Below are 19,346 nucleotides of genomic sequence, written 5' to 3' on the forward strand. Positions count from 1 at the left end.
GATGCCAGAGCAGCCAGTTTCAGCCAGTCCAGCGGTCAGCGCCGGAGAGCTCCTCCGCTACCGCGCCTTCCTGTTCTTCCTGCTCTCGCGCAGCCTGTCACGCTTTTCCAGCCAGATCGCGGCGGTCGCGATCGGCTGGCAGATCTACGACCTCACCGGTTCGGCCTTCGACCTCGGCATGGTCGGGCTCGTGCAATTTGTGCCCACCGCTCTGCTCGTCTTCGTCGCCGGCCACGCCGCCGACCGTTTTGAGCGCAAGCGCGTGGTCCAGCTCTGCCAGCTCGTGGAAGCAGCGACCGCGCTCTATCTCGCCGGGATCACGTATCTCGGTGCGGTCAGCGAGGTGCAGATTTTCGTCGCGACCTTCGTGCTTGGCATTGCCGGTGCCTTCGAGAGCCCGACCACGGCGGCGCTGCTGCCGCTGATCGCGCCGCAGGGATCGCTCCAGCGCGCCACCGCCGTGGCGAGTGGCGCCGGGCAGGTCGCGACCATCACGGGGCCTGCGCTCGGCGGTTTTGCCTATGCGATCGCGCCGCATCTCGCCTACGCCGTGATGCTGCTGTTCTGGATTCTTGGGATGATCCTCACCGGCTTCATCCAGCCGCGCCCGCAGGCGGTTGCCAAGGACGACAGCACGGACAATATCTTTGCCGGCGTCCGCTTCATCCGCAGCAATCCGGCGATCCTCGGCACAATCTCGCTCGATCTGTTCGCGGTGCTGTTCGGCGGCGTCACCGCGCTGCTGCCGATCTACGCCCGCGACATTCTCCAGACCGGCCCGATGGGACTCGGCGTGTTGCGTGCAGCACCAGCCGTCGGCGCGCTGCTGATGACCATGGTGCTGGCGCGGCACGCCATCACGCGGCATGTGGGCCTGCGCATGTTCCAGGCCGTGATCGTGTTCGGGGTGGCCACGATCGTGTTCGCGCTGTCGTCCTGGATGTGGCTGTCGGTGCTCTCGCTCGCGATTCTCGGCGCGGCCGACACGATCAGCGTCGTGATCCGCTTCTCGCTGGTGCAGCTCGCCACCCCAGACGAGATGCGCGGCCGCGTCGGCGCGGTCAATTTCCTCTTCATCAACGCCTCGAACCAGCTCGGCCAGTTCGAGAGCGGGCTCACCGCCGCCCTGTTCGGCGCCATGCCCGCCGCCGTGCTCGGCGGCGTCTGCACGGTTGCGGTGGCGCTGCTCTGGATGAAGCTGTTCCCCAGCCTGCGCCAGGTGGAGAGTTTGGAGTAGGGGGAAGCCGGACGAGGCTTGAAGACGGCCGATATTGCAAGACGGCCGATATTGCGGCGCCCAGCCCAAGAATGTCAAAAGAGTATCGGTTCGGCATCTGAATCGTGGTGGCGGCAGCGGCTGCCACCCGATACGGTTTCGAGCAATAGCTAGAGCTGAGTAAAACTCAGCCATCGGGTACGAGCCCAGACGTTTACAAAACGGGTCGGCCCAGGAGGGAACGGATATGGAACCAGACCTGGAAGTCGTCCAGATACGGCGCGGCGAGTCATTCAAGGCTTGGTCGCACGGGTATCCCTTCCACACCGTCAGGTGGCATTTTCATCCGGAATACGAGATCCACCAGGTCGTGGCGACGAGCGGTCGCTATTTTGTCGGCGACTTCATCGGCGAGTTCGAGCCGGGCAATCTCGTGCTCACCGGACCTAACCTGCCGCACAATTGGGTCAGCGATCTGCCGGCAGAAACGACCATCCCGCTGCGCGGACGCATCATCCAGTTCAGCGAAGAGTTCATCGGCGACACGATGAGGCTGATGCCCGAGCTGTCGGGTCTCGCCGCGCTGCTGGAATCCTCTCGACGCGGCGTCCTCTTTGCCGGCAGCACAAGCAAGGAGCTCGCCCCGCTGATGGAGGAGATCGTGGCGGCGAAGGGCGTGCGTCGGATCGAGCTATTCATGATGATCCTGGGGACGCTCTGCCGCGCACGAGGTGCACTGCCGCTGTCCAGTCCAAACTATTTGCCCGATCCGTCCGGCTATATGTCGGCTGGAATGAACAAGGCGCTCGCCTTCATCCGCGAGAACCTGACGCAGCCGTTCGGCGAAGCAGATCTCGCGGCGATCGCCGGCCAGTCGCAAAGCGCGTTTTCGCGCTCGTTCCGCCGGCACACGGGGATGTCGCTGGTGCAATACGTCAAGCGGCTCCGCATCAATCTCGCCTGCCAGATACTGATGAGCGACGAGCAGGCCTCCATCACCGACATCTGCTTCGAAGTCGGGTTCAACAATCTCTCCAATTTCAACCGCCAGTTTTTGGCCGAGAAGGGTATGCCGCCCTCGCGCTTCAGACGATTGCTGGCGGACAACATCAACGCGGCACGCGCCGCCTAACCGGGAGGAGCAAGGGAGGAGGACGATTACGGGAAGAATGACGCGGGCGCGCCGATGGCAGCCTGCGAACGAGATTGTCTGTCCGGAAATTCCGCGTGGCCTCGGAGGATATCGGCGCTGACTGCCGTTGTCATCCAGCTGCGGAAGCAGGGACGGCGTGTCTCCAAGACATCAACGAGCAGCACTTTAACACCCAGTTTCCGAAAGGGAAGTCCGAATGACAAAGCCCTCGCTCAAGACTACGTGCTCTGCCGCTCTCGCCCTGTCGCTACTCGGCGCAACGGCCATGTCCTCGCGTGCCGCGGAGGTGAAGGACGCCACCGTCGCCTTCCTCATGCCCGACCAGGCCTCCACCCGCTATGAACAGCACGACTATCCAGGCTTTGCTGCCGAGATGAAGAAGCTCTGCCAGGGCTGCAAGGTCGTCTATCAGAATGCCAGTGCGGACGCCGCGCGCCAGCAGCAGCAATTCAACTCGGTGATCTCGCAAGGCGCCAAGGTGATCGTGCTCGATCCGGTCGACTCGGCCGCCGCCGCTTCGCTGGTAAAGATGGCACAGTCCCAGGGCATCAAGGTGATCGCCTATGACCGCCCGATCCCGGACGCCAAGGCCGACTTCTATGTCTCCTTCGACAATGAAGGCATCGGCAAGGCCATCTCGGAATCGTTGGTCAAGCATCTGAAGGACGCCAAGGTCACACCGAAGGAAGGCGAAGGGGTGCTCCAGATCAATGGATCGCCGACCGATGCCGCCGCAGGACTCATCAAGAAGGGTATCCACGCGGGCCTCGACAACAGCGGCTATCCGATCCTCGCCGAATATGACACGCCGGACTGGGCGCCGCCCAAGGCGCAGCAATGGGCGAGCGGCCAGGTGACCCGCTTCGGCAAGAAGATCCTCGGCGTCGTCGCCGCCAATGACGGCACGGGCGGTGGCGCAATTGCCGCGCTCAAGGCCGCAGGTGTCGACCCGGTCCCGCCGGTGACGGGCAACGACGCGACGATTGCCGCGCTTCAGCTCATCATCGCCGGTGATCAGTACAATACGATCTCCAAACCCAGCGAGATCGTTGCAGCCGCCGCAGCCCAGGTGGCGGTGGAATTCCTCTCGGGCGGCACGCCCAAGGCGGAAACCACGCTCTTTAATACGCCCTCGAAGCTGTTCATTCCGGCGGTCGTGACCGAGCAGAACCTGAAGGCGGAGATCATCGACAAGAAGATCCAGACAGCCGATCAGCTCTGCACGGGCAGATATGCCGCCGGATGCAAGAAACTCGGCATCACGCAGTAAGCGAAGCAGCATCCCGGCCGCTCACTGCGGCCGGGATGAACGAAGGGAAGGCGGACGCGGACATGTCCACGATCTCGGATGTCGATCACCCGCAGGAGGGGCCAGGCGAACTGGTCCTGAGGCTTCGCGGCATTTCCAAGAATTTCGGCGCCGTGTCCGCCCTTGCCGACGTCGACCTCGACGTGCATGCCGGCGAGGTCGTGGCGCTTGTCGGTGACAACGGCGCCGGAAAGTCCACGCTGGTGAAGATTCTGGCCGGCGTGCACCAGCCCACCTCCGGAACGATCGCCTTCGATGGCGAACATGTTGTCCTGTCCGATCCGGCCACGGCACTTGGCCTCGGCATAGCCACCGTTTTCCAGGATTTGGCGCTCTGCGAGAACCTCGACGTGGTCGCCAACATCTTCCTCGGCCGAGAGCTCAATCCTATCAGGCTCGACGAGGTGTCCATGGAAATCCGGGCCTGGACATTGCTCAACGAATTGTCGGCCCGCATTCCGAGCGTGCGCGAACCCGTTGCATCGCTGTCAGGCGGACAACGCCAGACCGTGGCGATCGCGCGTTCGCTGCTGACCGAGCCGAAGCTTATCTTGCTCGACGAGCCCACTGCAGCGCTCGGCGTCGCGCAGACCGCAGAGGTGCTCGACCTGATCGAGCGCGTGCGCGCCCGCGGCCTCGGCGTCATCGTGATCAGTCACAACATGGAGGATGTGCGCGCTGTCGCCGACCGGATCGTGGTGCTGCGCCTCGGCCGCAACAACGGCGAATTCGGGCCCGACGTTTCCAACCAGGATCTCGTCACGGCCATCACGGGTGCCGACGAGAATTCGGTCTCCCGGCGCGCCAGCCGACGCGGCGCGCAGCAGTCGCAGGAGGTGCGGCCATGACTGACGACACGCAACGGGTTCCGGCCGCGCGGTTGCTGGACCGTCGCGACGAGCGCGTCGCACATGCGGACACGATCGGCGGCACGATCGGCGCCTTTGTCGACCGCGTGCGGTCGGGCGACCTCGGCTCCCTGCCGGTGGTGGTCGGCCTGCTGATCATCTGCACCGCATTCCAGAGTCTCAACCCGGTCTTCCTGGCGCCTGACAATCTGGTCAATCTGCTGTTCGATTGTTCGACCGTGGGCGTCATCTCGCTCGGCATCGTTTGTATCCTGATGGTCGGCGAGATCGACCTCTCGGTTGGTTCGGTGAGCGGGTTCTCCTCTGCGCTGATCGGCGTGTTGTGGGTCAACCAGGATTGGCCCGTGGCGCTGGCGATCGTCACGGCGCTGGGACTCGGTGCCGCCATCGGCGCGCTCTATGCTTTCTTGTTCAATCGGCTAGGCATGCCGAGCTTCGTCTCGACGCTGTCCGGTCTGCTGGCATGGCTTGGCCTGCAACTCTACCTGCTCGGCTCGTCCGGCTCGATCAATCTCCCTTACGGATCGCCGCTGGTCAATTTCGGACAGATGCTGGTCATGCCGCCGATCGTATCCTACACGTTGGCGGCACTTGCCGGCGTGGTCGTATTCGCGACCGGCTACCGCATGGCCGCGCGCAGGCGAGCGGCGGGACTGTCTGCAAGTTCGCTCGGCCGCCTTCTGCTGAAGGGGGCGCTGGTCGTCATCGTGCTCGAATTCATTGTCTACTATCTCAATCTCGCTCGCGGCGTTCCGTGGATGTTCGGCCTGTTCGTCGGCTTGTGCGTGGTCATGAACTACGCGTTGAAGCGGACCAAATGGGGCCGCTCAATGAGCGCGGTCGGAGGCAATCGCGAGGCCGCACGTCGTGCCGGCATCAACGTTCGCCGGATCCATGCGAGCGCCTTCATGCTGTGCTCCACGCTGGCAGCCGCCGGCGGTATCCTAGCCGCTGCGCGGCTCGCATCTTCCAGCCAGCAGGCCGGCACGGGAGATGTGAACCTCAACGCCATCGCAGCCGCGGTCATCGGCGGTACCAGCCTTTTTGGTGGCCGCGGTAGCGCCTATTCCGCACTGCTCGGCATCATCGTCATCCAGTCGATCGCCAGCGGCCTCACGCTGCTCGATCTCTCATCGTCGCTTCGGTACATGATCACGGGCGCCGTGCTTGCCGTTGCGGTCATCGTCGACTCGCTGGCACGACGCTCGCGCGTCTCCCATGGCCGAGCCTAGACAACTCCAACAAGAGGACCGACCGTGGGCCAGGAACTTGCAGGAAAAGTTGCCGCGATCACCGGCGCCGCCTCGGGCATCGGTCTCGAATGCGCCAGGACGATGATCGGAGCAGGCGCGCGCGTCGTGCTGGTCGACCGGGCGGAGGATGCGCTGAATAGCGTCTGCTCCGAGCTTGGCGACAACGCGATCCCGCTGCGTATCGACCTCACTGATCATGCGAGCATGGCGGGCATGATGCCGCAGGTGCTGGAAAAGGCCGGCCGGCTCGACATCTTTCATGCCAATGCCGGAACCTATGTTGGTGGTGAGGTGCTTGGCGGCGATCCCGACGCCTGGGACCGCATGCTCGACCTCAACGTCAATGCGCTGTTCCGCTCGATCCACGCGGTGCTGCCGCATATGGTCGAGCGCAAGAGCGGTGACATCATCGTCACCAGTTCGATCGCCGGTCTCGTTCCCGTCGTCTGGGAGCCGATCTACACCGCCTCGAAACATGCCGTGCAGGCTTTTGTCCATACCGTGCGCCGGCAGGTCGCCAAATATGGCCTGCGCGTCGGCGCCGTGGCGCCTGGCCCGGTCGTGACCGCGCTCATCAGCGACTGGCCGAAGGAGAAGCTCGAGGAGGAAATGGCGGCAGGGGGCCTGATCCAGCCGACCGAAGTCGCGCAGGCGGTGCTCTTCATGTTGACCCGTCCGAGAAATGTCACGATCCGCGACCTCGTTATCCTGCCGCAGAGCAACGATCTGTAACGCTTCCGCATCTGCGATCTTGATGTTGGTTCATGGTGAGGGAATCCGCGGTGGTTCGTCATTTTCTTGGTATCGATGTCGGTACGGGCAGTGCAAGAGCCGGGGTCTTCGATCGCTCTGGCAGACTCATCGCCACCGACAGGGCCGACATTACGCTTTGGCGCGAGGCCGGCGACATTGTCGAGCAGTCGAGCGAGGATATCTGGCGAGCCGTATGCCGCAGCGTGCGCGGCGCGGTCGGAAAGGCTGGCATCGGGCCCGACAGCATTGCCGGCATCGGCTTTGACGCCACCTGCTCGTTGGTGGTGCTGGGCAGTGGCGGCGCGCCGCTTACCGTGAGCCCGTCCGGCGATCCTGCCCGCAACATCATTGTATGGATGGACCACCGCGCCGTCGATCAGGCGCGTCTGATCAACCGCACGGCTGCGAAGGTTCTCGACTATGTCGGGGGAGCGATCTCACCCGAGATGGAGACGCCGAAACTGCTGTGGCTTGCCGAGAACATGCCCCGCAGCTTTGCGGACGCCTGGCAGTTCATGGACCTGACCGATTTCCTCACCTGGCGCGCAACGGGGAGCCTTGCCCGCTCCACCTGCACCGTGACGTGCAAGTGGACCTATCTGGGCCGTGAAGATCGCTGGGATGCCGGCTTCTTTCGCTCGATCGGGCTCGGCACGCTGGCGGACGAGCAGTTTTGCCGGATCGGCACCGAGATCGTGCCCGGCGGCACACGGCTGGCTGCCGGTCTGACAGCGGACGCGGCGACCGACCTTGGCCTGAAGGCGGGCACGCCGGTCGCGGCAGGCCTCATCGACGCGCATGCGGGCGGTGTCGGCACGGTGGGCGCGCGCGGAACTGCGGGTACGGCGCTCACGCGCATGGCCTATGTGTTCGGAACGTCTGCCTGCACCATGACGACAACGACGGAGCCGACGTTCGTTCCCGGCGTTTGGGGGCCTTATTTCTCGGCCATGGTGCCGGGGCTGTGGCTCAACGAGGGCGGGCAGTCAGTCGCTGGTGCCGCCATTGACCATCTCATACAGATGCATCCGTATTCCGCACAGGCGACGCAGGCGGCAATTCAGGATCAGCGGACGCTCGCCGACTGGCTCGCTTCCCAGCTGGACGCGCGGGGCGGTGCAGAGATGATTCGAGAATCGGTCGGCGAGATTCATGTCGTGCCCGAATTCCTCGGCAACCGTGCGCCCTTCGCTGATCCCGATGCGCGCGCCCTGATCGCCGGACTGGACATGCGCTCGGACCTGGAGAGCCTGTTGGCCCTCTATCTTGCCGGCCTGTGCGGCCTTGGCTACGGGGCGCGGCAGATCGTGCGCGCCCAGCAGGACAAAGGCATCGCCATCGATACGATCGTCGTCAGCGGTGGTGCGGCACAGAGCCGCCTCGTGCGGCAGGTGCTCGCCGATACGACCGGCTTGACGGTTGCTGCTTCGGCATCTTCGGAGCCCGTGTTGCTCGGCTCTGCGATGCTCGGATCGGTTGCTTCCGGCGATCACGCCAATGTCGGCCAGGCGATGGAAGCGATGTCGGCTTTGGGAGAAATCCATCCACCTCACGCGGCCCTGGCAAGCTGGAACGACAAGCGCTTCGCTGCCTTCGAGGCCCTGCAGCAGGTCGGCCGATCAATCCGAAGCCACTCTTCGTAGCTTGGTTTTGCGGCGTGCGGGCCTTGCGGCTGTTTGAGCGCCCGCAACGACGATTGTGGAAGCAGCACAGGGATTTATCCGGTCTCACCCCGTTTGCAGGGCGAGACCGGATTCTACTGTGCATGGGGTTGTTTTCGCGTTTTTCGTTCAGCCCCGACCCACGAACGGCATCTTGCTGGCCATGACCGTCATGGTCAGCACGTTGGCATCGAGCGGCAGGCCGGCCATGTAGGCCACCGCATCGCCGACCGCCTTCGCATCCATGCGCGGCTCGTGCTTGGTGGTGCCGTCCGGCTGCAGCACGCCGGGGCCGTTGACCATGCGGTCGGTCATAGGCGTTGCGGCATTGCCGATGTCGACCTGGCCGACCGCGATGTCGTACATGCGGCCGTCGAGGTTGGAGGCTTTGGTCAGGCCGGTGATGGCGTGCTTGGTCGAGGTGTAGGCCGCCGAGAACGGCCGCGGCGCATGCGCCGAGATCGAGCCGTTGTTGATGATGCGGCCACCGCGCGGGCTCTGGTCCTTCATGATGCGGAAGGCGTGCTGGGTGCACAGGAATGGGCCCGTGAGGTTGGTGTTCACCACCGCCTGCCACTGCTCGAGGCCGAGGTCCTCGAAGTTCACCGCCGGCGCGCCCATGCCGGCGTTGTTGAACAGCACGTCGAGCCGGCCGTAGGTCGCCTTCACCTTGTCGAACAGCGCGGCGATCTGCTCCGGTTTGGTCATGTCGGCGGTGACGCACAGGCTCTTGCCCGCGGGGCCGAGCTTCGCGGTTTCCTCGAGCATGTCGAGCCGGCGCCCGACCAGCACCACGGTGAAGCCGGTGTTCATCAGCGCCAGCGACGCGGCGCGCCCGACACCGGTGCCCGCACCCGTCACCACTGCGATCTTTTTTGCTTCACTCATCGTTTCCTGCCTTTTCTTCAGTTGTCAGGTTTTGGGTTCTTTTTCGTTCTTGTAGGGCGGACGCGGAATGTTCTGATGCGCCGCGCGCAACGCCGCCGACCAGCGCGAGCGCAAATCGTGGAAATAGGGCTCGCCCGCCTCGATGCGATGGTTGAGATCGGCGTCGCAGGCATCAGCGCGCACCACCAGCACGTCGATCGGAAGGCCGACGCCGAGGTTCGAGCGCATGGTCGAATCCATCGAGATCAGGCCGGTCTTCAGCGCCTCGTAGAGCTCGACGTCGTAGTGCATGGCGCGGTCGAGCACCGGCTTGCCGTATTTGTGCTCGCCGATCTGCAGGTAAGGCGTGTCGGTGGTGCACTCGATGAAATTGCCTGCCGTGTAGACCATGAACAGGCGCATGCGCGCGCCCTTGATCTGGCCGCCGAACAGGAAGGAGACGTCGAAGGACACGTCCTCGGATCTCAGCGCCGGGCCTTCGGTGGCGTGCACGGCCCGGATCGCCCGGCCGATGCGCTGGGCGGCCTGGAACATGGTCGGCGCGTTCATCAGCGTCTCGATGTCGCCCGTGTTGGGGTCCTCCAGGCCCTCGGTCAGGGTCGACAGCACCGACTGGCTGATGGCGAGATTGCCGGCGCTGGCGATCGCCATGATGCGGTCGCCCGGCTTGGAGAAGATGTGCAGCTTGCGGAAGGTCGAGACATTGTCGAGGCCGGCATTGGTGCGGGTGTCGGCGATCATGACCAGCCCGTCCCGAACCAGGATTCCACAACAATAGGTCATTTCCAGTCCCCGAACGCGAGCGCTTTTGCCGGCGCCAATCTAGTAGCCAATTTCGGGGACGCATGAAACCCCCCGTTCCCTGCGGGCGGCATGCATCAACGGGGCAAAAAGCCTAGCTCAGTCAGCGGCATCGGCGAGAAACGCCTGGTCGACGGGGACGCCGAGCGCGGTGACCAGCCGGTTCGTCTCCGCGGCCATGCCGACGATGGCGAGCAGCTCGCCATATTCGGCCTCGGTCATGCCCTTGGCCCGGGCGGCCGCGGTGTGCGAATGGATGCAGTAGCTGCAGCCATGCGCGATCGACACCGCGACATAAAGCATCTCCTTGACCTTGGGATCGAGCGCGCCCGGCGCCATCACCTCCTTGATGCTCTCCCAGGTCCGCCGCAGCGTCTTCGGATCATGCGCCAGCGCGCGCCAGAAATTGTTGACGAAGTCCGATTGCCGCACCTTGCGGATATCGTCGAAAACGGCGCGCGCCTCGCTGGAGAGTTCATCGTCCGAAAGCAGCTTCACGGTCGCCATGGGGGCCTCGCAGGGTCAGGTATGATCCTGCGAGTGTAGCACGGCTGGTGCGGTCAGCAGGCCTGCTCGGCCGCGCGACGCAGGGCCAGCCTGCCGACCTCGACATATTGCCGCTGCTGCGCGTGAGCATGCTGCGCGCCGACGTGAAGGTCGCGCAGGCGCCGCTGCAGCGGCGAGCTGTCATAGACCGCACTGCTTCCCGCCAGCGCAAAGCAGGCGTCCGCAATGCCGACGCAGGTCGTGGCGAGCCAGGCCGCGGATCGTGCTCCCTCGACCAGGAGATCTGGATCGTTCAGCGTACCCGACAGCGCACGCCGCCAATGGCTGGCGACCTGGACCTCGTGAAACGCCTGCGCCGCCCCGAGGTCAGCCGATATTCGTCCGAGTTCGTACTGGAAGATCTCGGATTCCCGCATCGGCGCGGCCGCGTATAATTGCTGGCGCCCGGTATGGGCCAGCGCGAGCAGATCATCGACGGTGCCCTCGGCCAGGCCCACCGAGAATGTTCCGTGCAGCAACGGCAGCCATTGCCGCAACGCCTGATAGAGCGGACCCGACAGGCGCGGGGCGGCATCGACATCGAAGACATGGATATCGGGAACTGACGTCTCCCGCAGCGTGATGTGATGGCTGCCGGTGCCCTTGAGCCCGGCCGCATGCCAGGTGTCCTCGATCTCCCAGTCGTGCGCCGGCAGCAGAACGGCACGAACCAACGGCTTGCCCTGCGGGCCCGGGACCCGCTTGCCACCGTCGGTGACAATGCAGAACCCGCCGATCCAGTCGGCATGCGTGCAACTGCTGGCGAACGGCCAGCGCCCCCTGATGCGATAGCCATCGGCCACGCGCTCTGCCGTGCCGGCCGGCTGCGACGAGCCGCAGATCGCCACGTCCGGCCCGTCCTGATAGATTTGCTGGTACAGTTCAGGACGCGCCGCGGCGGCGAAAAGGCCACCGACGCCGGCGACGATCGCGAGCCAGCCGATCGAGCCGTCGAGACGGGTCAGCGTCTTCATCACCTCGAGTCCGGCCGGCAGATCGAGCTCCAGCCCGCTATGGCTCCGCGGCACGAACATCCGAAACAGTCCGATCGATTTCAGCCGATCCACCAGATCGGGCGGCAGACGGCGCGCAGCTTCGATCTCGGCGGCGCGTGCCGTGATCTCAGGCGCCAGCTCGCCGACGCGCAGAAGCATGCCCATGTGGGAATCGCGCGGTGTCAGGGAATTGCTGATTTTTTCTTGAAGTCGCATCTGTCTCAACCTCTGTTGCGGGACGGATCGCAACGGAGGTTGAACAGACGGTGCTACGGTGCGGTTTCAGCGCGGTCGCCGTCGATGACAGCTGTAACGCTGCGGCTCTAGCTCTGCCGCTGGGACTGCGATTGCGATTGCCCGCCGCGGCCGGCCTGCTCGACCTTGACCGCGACCGTCAGCGTCTCCGCGCCGCCGCCATAGCGGGTGCCGCGCACCGGTGCTGCGCCGAGATAATCGAGCCCGATCGCGACGCGGACATGGGCGTCGGTAGTGCAGATGCTGTTGGCGGGATCGAAGCCGACCCAGCCGAGACCGTCGACGTAAGCCTCCGCCCAGGCATGGCCGGCGTCCTGATGCACGGTGCCGTCGGAGCGCAGGAAGTGTCCGGAGACGAAGCGCGCCGGCACGCCGCCTGTGCGGGCGCAGGCGATGAAGATATGCGCATAGTCCTGGCAGACGCCGCGCTTGAGCGTGAACGCCTCGGCCGCCGACGTGCCGCTGTTGGTCGGATCTTCGTCGAAGGTCATGTGGTCGCTGATCTGCGACATCAGTGTGTGCAGGAAGCCGAGCGTGTCGGTCTCGGCCTCGCTGCGCAACTGGCGCGCGACCGCTGCCATCGCCGGATTGACGGTCGTGAGGTCGGTGGTGCGCAGAAACATGTCGGCGGGAAAGCGCTCGTCGGCGCCGCGCAGCACACCGCCGGTATCGTGGGTCTCGATCAGCCCCTCGGCGGTGATCTTGATGTCGCCGACGGGCCCGCAGGACAAGACATGGGTGACGTTGCCGAAGGCGTCCTCATGGATGTCGAGCTTGGTGTCGGTCGAGACGTCGATCTGCCATTCCGCCACATATTGCCCGTCATGGCTGCACGGCGTCATGCGCAGGATCTGGATCACGCTCGTGGCCTGCGGCTCGTAGCGATAGGTCGTGGTGTGCTGGATTCGCAGGCGCATGGTGTTTTGATTCCGTCATTCCGGGCACGCCCTTTTGGCGTCCCGGAGTGACTGCGTGTATCAGATCAAATACTGCTTCGTGATGATTTCGCCCAGCCTGGAATTGTCCGCGATGAATTCCTGAATGAATTCATGCACGCCATGCTGGAAAATGTCGTTCATGTTGCTGTGTTCCAGCCGGTTGCGGATGCCGCGGGCGTGGCGCTGCGCCGGGCCCTGGCGGCCATAGGCGACGCCGATCTGGTCGAGGTTGCGCGTGAGATTGTCGTAGCAGCTGGCAAGCGAGCGCGGCAGCGTGCCGTTGAGGATCAGCAGATCCGCGACCAGCCACGGTTTCAGCGTCTCGCGATAGACCCAGTGATAGGCCGTGAGCGCCGACACCGAGCGCAGGATCGAGCTCCATTGATAGAAGTCGAGCGGTCCGCCGACGTGCTCCTCCTCGGGCAGCAGCACGTGATACTTGACGTCGAGAATGCGTGCGGTGTTGTCGGCGCGCTCCAGATGCAGGCCGAGGCGCGAGAACCAGTAGGCGTCGTTGCGCAGCATGGTCCGGTAGGCCGAGCCGTCGAAGCGCAGCGATGTCTCCTGCACGAAGCGCAGGAATTTTGCCAGGTCCTCGCGCGTGGAGGTGCCCTTGCTCCAGACCGCCTGAAGTTCGATCCAGGCCGAGTTGATGGTGTCCCACATCTCGCTGGTCAGCGCGGTACGCACCGAGCGCGAGTTCAGCCGCGCCGCCTCGATGCAGTTCCTGATCGAGGACGGGTTGTCGGCCGAGAACGAGAGGTAGTCGACGACGTTGTGCTCGTTGGCTTCCTCGTGGATCTGATAGAAGCTTTCCGCGACGCCGGCGGTGAGCAACGCGGAGTCCCACTCGTTGGTCTTGCCGATATAGGCGGCGGGAAGCGCGGTGACGCGCAGGGTCGCGTCAATGGTGCGCGCGAGATATTCGGCCCGTTCGACGTAGCGGGCGAGCCAGCAGAGGTTTTCGGCGGTACGCGACAGCATCTCTCTACTCGTCCAAAATCCAGGTGTCTTTGGTGCCGCCGCCCTGGCTCGAATTCACCACGAGCGAGCCTTCCTTCAACGCAACACGCGTCAGCCCGCCCGGCACGATCGTCGTGCTCTTGCTGCCGGTGAGCACGAAGGGCCGCAGGTCGACGTGGCGCGGGGCGAGGCCGGAGGCCGTGCAGGTCGGGCAGGTCGAGAGCGCCAGCGTCGGCTGGGCGATGAAGCCTTCCGGCTCGCGCTTGAGCTTTTCGCGGAAGGCTTCGATCGTCGCTTTCGTCGCGGCAGGGCCGATCAGCATGCCGTAGCCGCCGGAGCCGTGCACTTCCTTCACGACGAGGTCGCTCAAATTATCCAGCACGTAGGCGAGATCCTTCGGCTCGCGGCAGCGCCAGGTCTGCACGTTCTTCAGGATCGGCTCTTCGCCGAGGTAGAATTTCACGATCTCCGGCATGTAGGAATAGATCGCCTTGTCGTCGGCGATGCCGGTGCCGACGGCGTTGGCGAGCGTGATGTTGCCGGCCGCGTAGGCCGACATCAGCCCGGGCACGCCGAGTGCCGAGTCGGGACGGAAGGTGAGGGGATCGAGGAAATCATCGTCGACGCGGCGATAGATCACGTCGACCCGCTTCACGCCCTCGGTCGTCCGCATGAACACTTCGTTGTTCTTGACGATGAGGTCGCGGCCCTCGACGAGCTCAATGCCGAGCTTGTCGGCAAGGAAGGAGTGCTCGTAATAGGCGGAGTTGTAGACGCCGGGCGTGAGCAGGGCGACCGTCGGTTCGCCTGAGGCACTGTTCGGCGCGACCGAGCGGAGCGCTGACAGCAGCTCATCCGGATAGCGCTCGACCGGCGCCACCCTGTGGCGGGCGAACAGGTCCGGAAACAACCGCATCATGATCTCGCGGTTTTCCAACATGTAGGACACGCCAGACGGCGTGCGCGCATTGTCCTCCAGCACGATGAAGTCCTCGGCGTCGACCCTGATGATGTCGATGCCGGCGATGTGCACGTAGACGTCGTGCGGCACCTGCTGGCCGTTCATCTCGGGGCGGAAGACCGGGTTCTGGAAGATCAGATCGTCGGGCACGATCCCGGCGCGGAGGATGTCGCGGCCGTGATAGATGTCGCGCAGGAACATGTTGAGCGCGCGCACGCGCTGCTTCAGGCCCTTCTCCAGCAGCGTCCATTCCTTGCCGGACATGATCCGCGGGATCACGTCGAACGGGATCAGGCGCTCGGTGGATTCGGAGTCCCCATAGACGGCGAAGGTGATGCCGATACGGCGGAACAGGAGCTCGGCCTCCTGGCGGCGATATTCGAGCGCCTCGGGAGGCGTCTCCTTGAGCCAGCGCGCCAGCTCCTGATAGGCGGGGCGAAGGTCCCCACCCGGGATGTTCATTTCATCGAACGCGACTGCCATAGATCCCGACTTGTCTCCGCAAGGCCTTGCGCCATGCGGCAAGAGTGCATGACTTTGAGGAGGTAGCAAGGGGCGGGCCAGCGCGATAAGCATGGAGCGAGGGCATTTGCCTGCTATGGCCGGGAAGGTGCCTGAAAAAATGGCTGAGGACTGCTTATTTCGGCAGCAAAACCGCGTGACTTCAACGCGTTACCTCGGCAAAGTCGGGACCAGAGGTGAGGGACTTAAGGCATGAGCGAGATCGTCACGGCGGGCATTCTGGTCATCGGGGATGAAATCCTGTCCGGCCGAACCAAGGACAAGAATATTGGCTTCATCGCCGAATACCTGACCAATATCGGCATCGACCTGAAGGAAGTCCGGGTCGTTTCCGACGACGAGGACGACATTATCGCCGCGTTGAATGCACTGCGGCATCGCTGCAATTATGTCTTCACCACCGGTGGCATCGGGCCGACCCATGACGACATCACCGCCGACAGCGTCGCCAAGGCCTTTGGCGTCGGCATCGATCATCACCCTGAGGTGGTTGCGCGCTTCAAGGAGCGCTGGAGCGAGCAGGACCTCAACGAGGCCCGCCTGCGCATGGCCCGCATCCCCGACGGTGCCGAGCTGATTCAGAGCGCAACCATCCTCGCCCCCGGCTTCAAGATCGGCAATGTCATCGTGATGGCCGGCGTGCCCTCGATCATGCAGGCGATGATGGACATCGTCTCGCCCAAGTTGAAATCCGGCGTCCGCATGCTGTCCGAATCGGTCCGCGCCAATGCGCGGGAAGGCGACATCGGCAGCCCGCTGCGGGCTATAGCCGCCGCTCATCCCGACACCATCATCGGCAGCTATCCCTTCATGGACGAGGAGCAAAAGCCGAACACCAATCTGGTGGTGCGTTCGCGCGATGCGGATAAGCTCGCATCCGCGATGGCCGCGGTGAAGGAAATGCTGGCGGGATTGAACATCACCCGGTAGCAAATGGAGCTGCCGGCAGACGAATGCAGGAGACGATGATGGCTGGTGACGCACCGGAACTGAGCGCGCAGGAGCGGGCGGGCCGGCCCTTTCCGGTGTCGTGGGACCAGTTCCACCGGGATTGCCGGGCGCTGACCTGGCGGCTCAACGAGGTCGGTCCGTTCCACGCGGTGATCGCGATCACCCGCGGCGGCCTGGTGCCGGCCGCGATCGTGGCGCGCGAGCTCGGCGTGCGCGTGATCGACACGGTCTGCATCGCCAGCTACGACCACGACAAGCAGGGCGAGCTGCAGGTCCTGAAGGGCATTTCAGAACAGGCGATGAAGCTCGGCGGTGGCACCGGCAAGGGGCTGTTGATTGTCGACGACCTCGTCGACACCGGCAAGACCGGCAAGCTGGTGCGCGAGATGCTTCCCGACGCGCATTTCGCCACCGTCTACGCCAAGCCGAAGGGGCGCCCGCTGGTCGACACCTTCATCACGGAAGTCTCGCAGGACACCTGGATCTTCTTTCCCTGGGACACCGCGCTCTCCTACCATCCGCCGTTGCGCGACGGCGCGGCGTAAGTACAGGGGCACATCGCGATGGCCGGACGCGCGCGGTTGGCGGTTCTTGGCTTCATGGTCGCGCTTGCGGCGATGGTCCTGACGGCCGAGGCGCGCAGTCAGGATCGTGCGGCGGTGATCGACGACATCGTGGTCGGCAGCCGCGTTCTCGCGGAGTTCGGCGTGCTCGACGCATTCGGCCATGTCAGCGCGCGTGACCCCAAAAATCCCGACCATTTCCTGATGTCGCGTTCGCTGGCGCCGGCGCTGGTCACCGCCGACGACGTCATGGAGTTCGATCTCGACGGCAACGCCGTCGATGCCAAGGGCCGCACTGTCTTCCTCGAGCGCTTCATCCACAGCGAGATCTACAAGGCGCGGCCGGACGTGACGGCGGTGGTGCACACGCATTCGCCCGGCGTGATCCCGTTCACGGTCAGCCAGGTGAGCTTGCGTCCCGTCTTCCACAATGCTGCGTTCCTCGGCGCCGGGGCGCCGGTCTGGGACATCCGCAAGGAGTTCGGCGAGACGGACATGCTGGTGCGCAACGCCGCGATCGGCAAGGGCCTGGCGCTCGCGCTTGGCGACAAATCGGTGGTGCTGATGCGCGGCCATGGCGATGCGACGGTCGGCCCCTCCGTGAAGCTCGCGGTGTTCCGCGCTTACTACACCGACGTCGATGCGCGGCTGCAGTCACAAGCCCTCGCGCTCGGCGGCGAGGTGAACTATCTGACCCCGGTCGAGGCGACGAAGGCCGATGCGGTCAATCTTCAGGTGCTCGATCGCGTCTGGAACCTCTGGAAGACGCGTGTCACCGCGGCGACAAAATGATGCCCCTGCAAAACCGCGTCACGCCGACCGGCGACATCATCGCCACCCCGCATCGCGGCCTGTTCACCGGCAATCGCGGCATCATCCATGATCCCGCGACGAAGACGCTGCTGAAGAAGCGCTGGTCGTCGCCGGCCTGGCTCACCTGTACCTGCGAGTTCCGCGGCCGCCGCCGCGAGGTGATGGCGCAGCAGAGCTGGACCGAGCTGTTCTTTCTCGATGAAGCCACCGCGCTCGCCGCCGGGCATCGCCCCTGCTTCTACTGCCGCCGCGACGATGCCAATCGCTTCCGTGCCGCGTGGGAGAAAGGAAATCGCGTGCAAGACGTCCGCATGCACGACATCGACACGGCGCTGCATCACGAGCGGCTCGATCACGGCAAGAAGCGGCTGCACGCGCTGCTGGTGCCGCTCGATCAGCTCCCCGACGGTGCGATGCTGCAACAAGGCGACGAGAGTTATTTGGTCGCGCGGGGCAAGGCACTGCTGTGGTCGCCGGCGGGCTATGGGGCGATGGAGCATCATCCTGCCGAAGCAACGCTGCTGACGCCGCCATCGACACTACGCGCAATGAACGCAGGTTATCAGCCTGTGCTGCACCCGACCGCGCTATCCTAGCGCAGCGGCTTACCTTCTTCATCCACCGTCGTTCGCGCATCGCGCAGCGCCCATTCGCGGATCACTTGTCGGCAGCGGACGAGTTCGGCTTCGCTCACAGCGTTCGCATCCTTCGACGCGCGCTCCACCATCGCCTTGCAGTTCAGCAGCACCGAGCGGTCCTCCGCGCGCGCGTGCAGCATGAGCGCTGCCAGCGCGACGACCGCGAGTGCCGTCCGAACAACCGCCATTACCCCAGCTTCTCGCGCGCGAGCGCCGCACCGGCGCCGAGTGCCATCAGCTTGGCTTCGGCGATCTCGCGCCGCATCGGCGCCATGCCGCAATTGGTGGTGGCGATGATGTTGCTCTTGGGCACGAATTTCGACACGGCGTCGATGACCTTGACGACGTCCTCCGCGGTCTCCACCGTGTCGCTGGCGACGTCGATCACGCCGGCCTGTACGACCTTGTTTTTGAGCAGTGCGAGCAGATCGAGCGGCACCTTGGAATTGCGGCACTCGATCGCGACCTGCTGGATCGGGCTGGCGTCGATCGCCGGGAAAATCTGCTCATACTGCCGCCATTGCGCGCCGAGCGTTTCCTTCCAGTCGGTATTGGCCTTGATGCCGTAGCCGTAGCAGATATGCACGGCGGTGGTGCAAGTGAGGCCCTGCGCGGCGCGCTCCAGCGCCTTGATGCCCCAGTCGTTGACCTCGTCCATGTAGACGTTGAAGGCAGGTTCGTCGAACTGCACGAGATCGACGCCGTCGGCCTGTAGCGCCTTGGCTTCCTCGTTCAACAGCTCGGCGAAGGCGAAGGCCATCTTGACGCGGTCGCCATAGTAGCGGTCTGCGATGGTGTCGATGATGGTCATCGGGCCGGGCAGGGTGAATTTCAGTTTCTTCTTCGTGTGCGTGCGGGCGACGCGGGCCTCATCGGCATGGACGCGACCCTTGAGCCGCAGCGGCGCGACCACCTGCGGCACCATCGCCTTATAGCGATCTTTCCGGATGCCCATCTCGACCTTGTGGGCGAAATCAATGCCCTCGATCTTCTCGAGAAAACCGTGCACGAAATGCTGCCGGGCCTGCTCGCCCTCGGTGACGATGTCGATCCCCGCGTCCTCCTGGACCTTTACCGCCAGCATCGTCGCGTCGCGCTTGGCGCGCACAAGCTCGTCGCCCTGCGACTTCCAGGGCGCCCACAGCATGTTGGGCTCGGCGAGCCATTCCGGCTTGGGCAAGGAGCCGGCGATCGTCGTTGGAAACAGCATGGGTCCCTCCCGGCGGGTTGTGATTGCGCCTCTGTCTGCCATGTCTTAACGTCGAGGTACAGAACAACAAAAGTCGCCTTCTATTCCA

Annotated in this window: 20 protein-coding genes; 11 read left to right on the forward strand and 9 right to left on the reverse strand. The window is 64.4% G+C overall.

All coding sequences use genetic code 11. The features are described 5' to 3' along the window. The first annotated feature begins 1 nt into the window (after position 1). The 7 genes from FXB40_RS16060 to FXB40_RS16090 all read left to right on the forward strand — a co-directional run bounded on the left by FXB40_RS16060 (position 2) and on the right by FXB40_RS16090 (position 8,196). Complete coding sequence (locus FXB40_RS16060; protein ID WP_148773154.1) at positions 2-1,237, forward strand: MFS transporter; 1,236 nt, start codon at positions 2-4, stop codon at positions 1,235-1,237. 226 nt (positions 1,238-1,463) lie between these two features. Continuing rightward, positions 1,464-2,348 (forward strand): AraC family transcriptional regulator, encoded by an 885-nt coding sequence (locus tag FXB40_RS16065; protein ID WP_148773155.1) that lies wholly within the window; start codon positions 1,464-1,466, stop codon positions 2,346-2,348. Positions 2,349-2,565: 217 nt separating this feature from the next. Then, complete coding sequence (locus tag FXB40_RS16070; protein WP_148773156.1) at positions 2,566-3,639, forward strand: ABC transporter substrate-binding protein; 1,074 nt, start codon at positions 2,566-2,568, stop codon at positions 3,637-3,639. 62 nt (positions 3,640-3,701) lie between these two features. Continuing rightward, entirely contained in the window at positions 3,702-4,526 is an 825-nt protein-coding gene (locus FXB40_RS16075; protein ID WP_148773157.1) for an ATP-binding cassette domain-containing protein, read from the forward strand. Next, the gene (locus FXB40_RS16080) at positions 4,523-5,779 is read left to right on the forward strand and encodes a sugar ABC transporter permease (protein ID WP_148773158.1); all 1,257 of its coding nucleotides are present in this window, start codon (positions 4,523-4,525) and stop codon (positions 5,777-5,779) included. Before FXB40_RS16075 ends, FXB40_RS16080 begins: the two co-directional genes overlap by 4 nt. A gap of 24 nt (positions 5,780-5,803) precedes the next feature. Beyond that, positions 5,804-6,532 (forward strand): SDR family oxidoreductase, encoded by a 729-nt coding sequence (locus FXB40_RS16085; RefSeq protein WP_148773159.1) that lies wholly within the window; start codon positions 5,804-5,806, stop codon positions 6,530-6,532. Between the two features lie 50 nt (positions 6,533-6,582). Next, complete coding sequence (locus FXB40_RS16090; RefSeq protein WP_187436918.1) at positions 6,583-8,196, forward strand: FGGY-family carbohydrate kinase; 1,614 nt, start codon at positions 6,583-6,585, stop codon at positions 8,194-8,196. 147 nt (positions 8,197-8,343) lie between these two features. Here FXB40_RS16090 and FXB40_RS16095 read toward each other — a convergent pair whose 3' ends face one another. The 7 genes from FXB40_RS16095 to FXB40_RS16125 all read right to left on the reverse strand — a co-directional run bounded on the left by FXB40_RS16095 (position 8,344) and on the right by FXB40_RS16125 (position 15,044). Further along, positions 8,344-9,102, reverse strand: a complete 759-nt coding sequence (locus tag FXB40_RS16095) for an SDR family oxidoreductase (RefSeq protein WP_148773161.1) — start codon at positions 9,100-9,102, stop codon at positions 8,344-8,346. A 24-nt stretch (positions 9,103-9,126) separates the two neighbouring features. After that, complete coding sequence (locus FXB40_RS16100; protein ID WP_148773162.1) at positions 9,127-9,885, reverse strand: proteasome-type protease; 759 nt, start codon at positions 9,883-9,885, stop codon at positions 9,127-9,129. Positions 9,886-10,002: 117 nt separating this feature from the next. Continuing rightward, a complete protein-coding gene (locus tag FXB40_RS16105; RefSeq protein ID WP_148773163.1) occupies positions 10,003-10,410 on the reverse strand; it encodes a carboxymuconolactone decarboxylase family protein in 408 nt (135 codons plus the stop codon). 53 nt (positions 10,411-10,463) lie between these two features. After that, entirely contained in the window at positions 10,464-11,609 is a 1,146-nt protein-coding gene (locus tag FXB40_RS16110) for an acyl-CoA dehydrogenase family protein (RefSeq protein ID WP_246207638.1), read from the reverse strand. Between the two features lie 158 nt (positions 11,610-11,767). Beyond that, positions 11,768-12,616 carry a transglutaminase family protein gene (locus tag FXB40_RS16115; protein ID WP_148773165.1) on the reverse strand — a complete coding sequence of 283 codons (849 nt, stop codon included), beginning with the start codon at positions 12,614-12,616 and terminating at the stop codon, positions 11,768-11,770. A gap of 60 nt (positions 12,617-12,676) precedes the next feature. Then, the gene (locus FXB40_RS16120) at positions 12,677-13,621 is read right to left on the reverse strand and encodes an alpha-E domain-containing protein (protein WP_148773166.1); all 945 of its coding nucleotides are present in this window, start codon (positions 13,619-13,621) and stop codon (positions 12,677-12,679) included. A gap of 4 nt (positions 13,622-13,625) precedes the next feature. Next, entirely contained in the window at positions 13,626-15,044 is a 1,419-nt protein-coding gene (locus tag FXB40_RS16125) for a circularly permuted type 2 ATP-grasp protein (RefSeq protein WP_148773167.1), read from the reverse strand. A gap of 231 nt (positions 15,045-15,275) precedes the next feature. Between FXB40_RS16125 and FXB40_RS16130 the strand changes: the two genes are divergently transcribed. From FXB40_RS16130 to FXB40_RS16145, 4 genes are read left to right on the forward strand one after another with little or no spacing between them, the layout of a single operon-like run. Then, complete coding sequence (locus FXB40_RS16130; protein ID WP_148773168.1) at positions 15,276-16,013, forward strand: competence/damage-inducible protein A; 738 nt, start codon at positions 15,276-15,278, stop codon at positions 16,011-16,013. A 38-nt stretch (positions 16,014-16,051) separates the two neighbouring features. Further along, on the forward strand, positions 16,052-16,579 hold the full coding sequence (gene gpt, locus FXB40_RS16135) for a xanthine phosphoribosyltransferase (RefSeq protein WP_187436915.1): 528 nt from the start codon (positions 16,052-16,054) through the stop codon (positions 16,577-16,579). Positions 16,580-16,597: 18 nt separating this feature from the next. Continuing rightward, positions 16,598-17,389: a class II aldolase/adducin family protein gene (locus FXB40_RS16140; protein ID WP_246207640.1), complete on the forward strand. Its 792-nt coding sequence runs from the start codon at positions 16,598-16,600 to the stop codon at positions 17,387-17,389. Further along, positions 17,389-18,006: a hypothetical protein gene (locus FXB40_RS16145; RefSeq protein WP_148773186.1), complete on the forward strand. Its 618-nt coding sequence runs from the start codon at positions 17,389-17,391 to the stop codon at positions 18,004-18,006. Before FXB40_RS16140 ends, FXB40_RS16145 begins: the two co-directional genes overlap by 1 nt. Here the strand turns inward: FXB40_RS16145 and FXB40_RS16150 are convergent. Both FXB40_RS16150 and FXB40_RS16155 read right to left on the reverse strand, forming a co-directional pair. After that, complete coding sequence (locus FXB40_RS16150) at positions 18,003-18,236, reverse strand: hypothetical protein (RefSeq protein ID WP_148773170.1); 234 nt, start codon at positions 18,234-18,236, stop codon at positions 18,003-18,005. The two genes, FXB40_RS16145 and FXB40_RS16150, sit on opposite strands and share 4 nt — an antisense overlap. Next, entirely contained in the window at positions 18,236-19,258 is a 1,023-nt protein-coding gene (locus FXB40_RS16155; RefSeq protein ID WP_148773171.1) for a methionine synthase, read from the reverse strand. The genes FXB40_RS16150 and FXB40_RS16155 overlap by 1 nt, the downstream gene beginning before the upstream one ends. Positions 19,259-19,346 lie beyond the last annotated feature (88 nt).

Source organism: Bradyrhizobium rifense (assembly GCF_008123425.1).
GTDB lineage: Bacteria > Pseudomonadota > Alphaproteobacteria > Rhizobiales > Xanthobacteraceae > Bradyrhizobium > Bradyrhizobium rifense.

Coding starts and splice junctions, on each gene's coding strand:
- FXB40_RS16150 (WP_148773170.1), bottom strand. CDS start 18,236: ATGGCGGTTGTTCGGACGGCACTCGCGGTCGTCGCGCTGGCAGCGCTC.
- FXB40_RS16125 (WP_148773167.1), bottom strand. CDS start 15,044: ATGGCAGTCGCGTTCGATGAAATGAACATCCCGGGTGGGGACCTTCGC.
- FXB40_RS16070 (WP_148773156.1), top strand. CDS start 2,566: ATGACAAAGCCCTCGCTCAAGACTACGTGCTCTGCCGCTCTCGCCCTG.
- FXB40_RS16065 (WP_148773155.1), top strand. CDS start 1,464: ATGGAACCAGACCTGGAAGTCGTCCAGATACGGCGCGGCGAGTCATTC.
- FXB40_RS16155 (WP_148773171.1), bottom strand. CDS start 19,258: ATGCTGTTTCCAACGACGATCGCCGGCTCCTTGCCCAAGCCGGAATGG.
- FXB40_RS16110 (WP_246207638.1), bottom strand. CDS start 11,609: ATGGGCATGCTTCTGCGCGTCGGCGAGCTGGCGCCTGAGATCACGGCA.
- FXB40_RS16100 (WP_148773162.1), bottom strand. CDS start 9,885: ATGACCTATTGTTGTGGAATCCTGGTTCGGGACGGGCTGGTCATGATC.
- FXB40_RS16105 (WP_148773163.1), bottom strand. CDS start 10,410: ATGGCGACCGTGAAGCTGCTTTCGGACGATGAACTCTCCAGCGAGGCG.
- FXB40_RS16145 (WP_148773186.1), top strand. CDS start 17,389: ATGCCCCTGCAAAACCGCGTCACGCCGACCGGCGACATCATCGCCACC.
- FXB40_RS16120 (WP_148773166.1), bottom strand. CDS start 13,621: ATGCTGTCGCGTACCGCCGAAAACCTCTGCTGGCTCGCCCGCTACGTC.
- FXB40_RS16115 (WP_148773165.1), bottom strand. CDS start 12,616: ATGCGCCTGCGAATCCAGCACACCACGACCTATCGCTACGAGCCGCAG.
- FXB40_RS16060 (WP_148773154.1), top strand. CDS start 2: ATGCCAGAGCAGCCAGTTTCAGCCAGTCCAGCGGTCAGCGCCGGAGAG.
- FXB40_RS16130 (WP_148773168.1), top strand. CDS start 15,276: ATGAGCGAGATCGTCACGGCGGGCATTCTGGTCATCGGGGATGAAATC.
- FXB40_RS16080 (WP_148773158.1), top strand. CDS start 4,523: ATGACTGACGACACGCAACGGGTTCCGGCCGCGCGGTTGCTGGACCGT.
- gpt (WP_187436915.1), top strand. CDS start 16,052: ATGGCTGGTGACGCACCGGAACTGAGCGCGCAGGAGCGGGCGGGCCGG.
- FXB40_RS16095 (WP_148773161.1), bottom strand. CDS start 9,102: ATGAGTGAAGCAAAAAAGATCGCAGTGGTGACGGGTGCGGGCACCGGT.
- FXB40_RS16140 (WP_246207640.1), top strand. CDS start 16,598: ATGGCCGGACGCGCGCGGTTGGCGGTTCTTGGCTTCATGGTCGCGCTT.
- FXB40_RS16075 (WP_148773157.1), top strand. CDS start 3,702: ATGTCCACGATCTCGGATGTCGATCACCCGCAGGAGGGGCCAGGCGAA.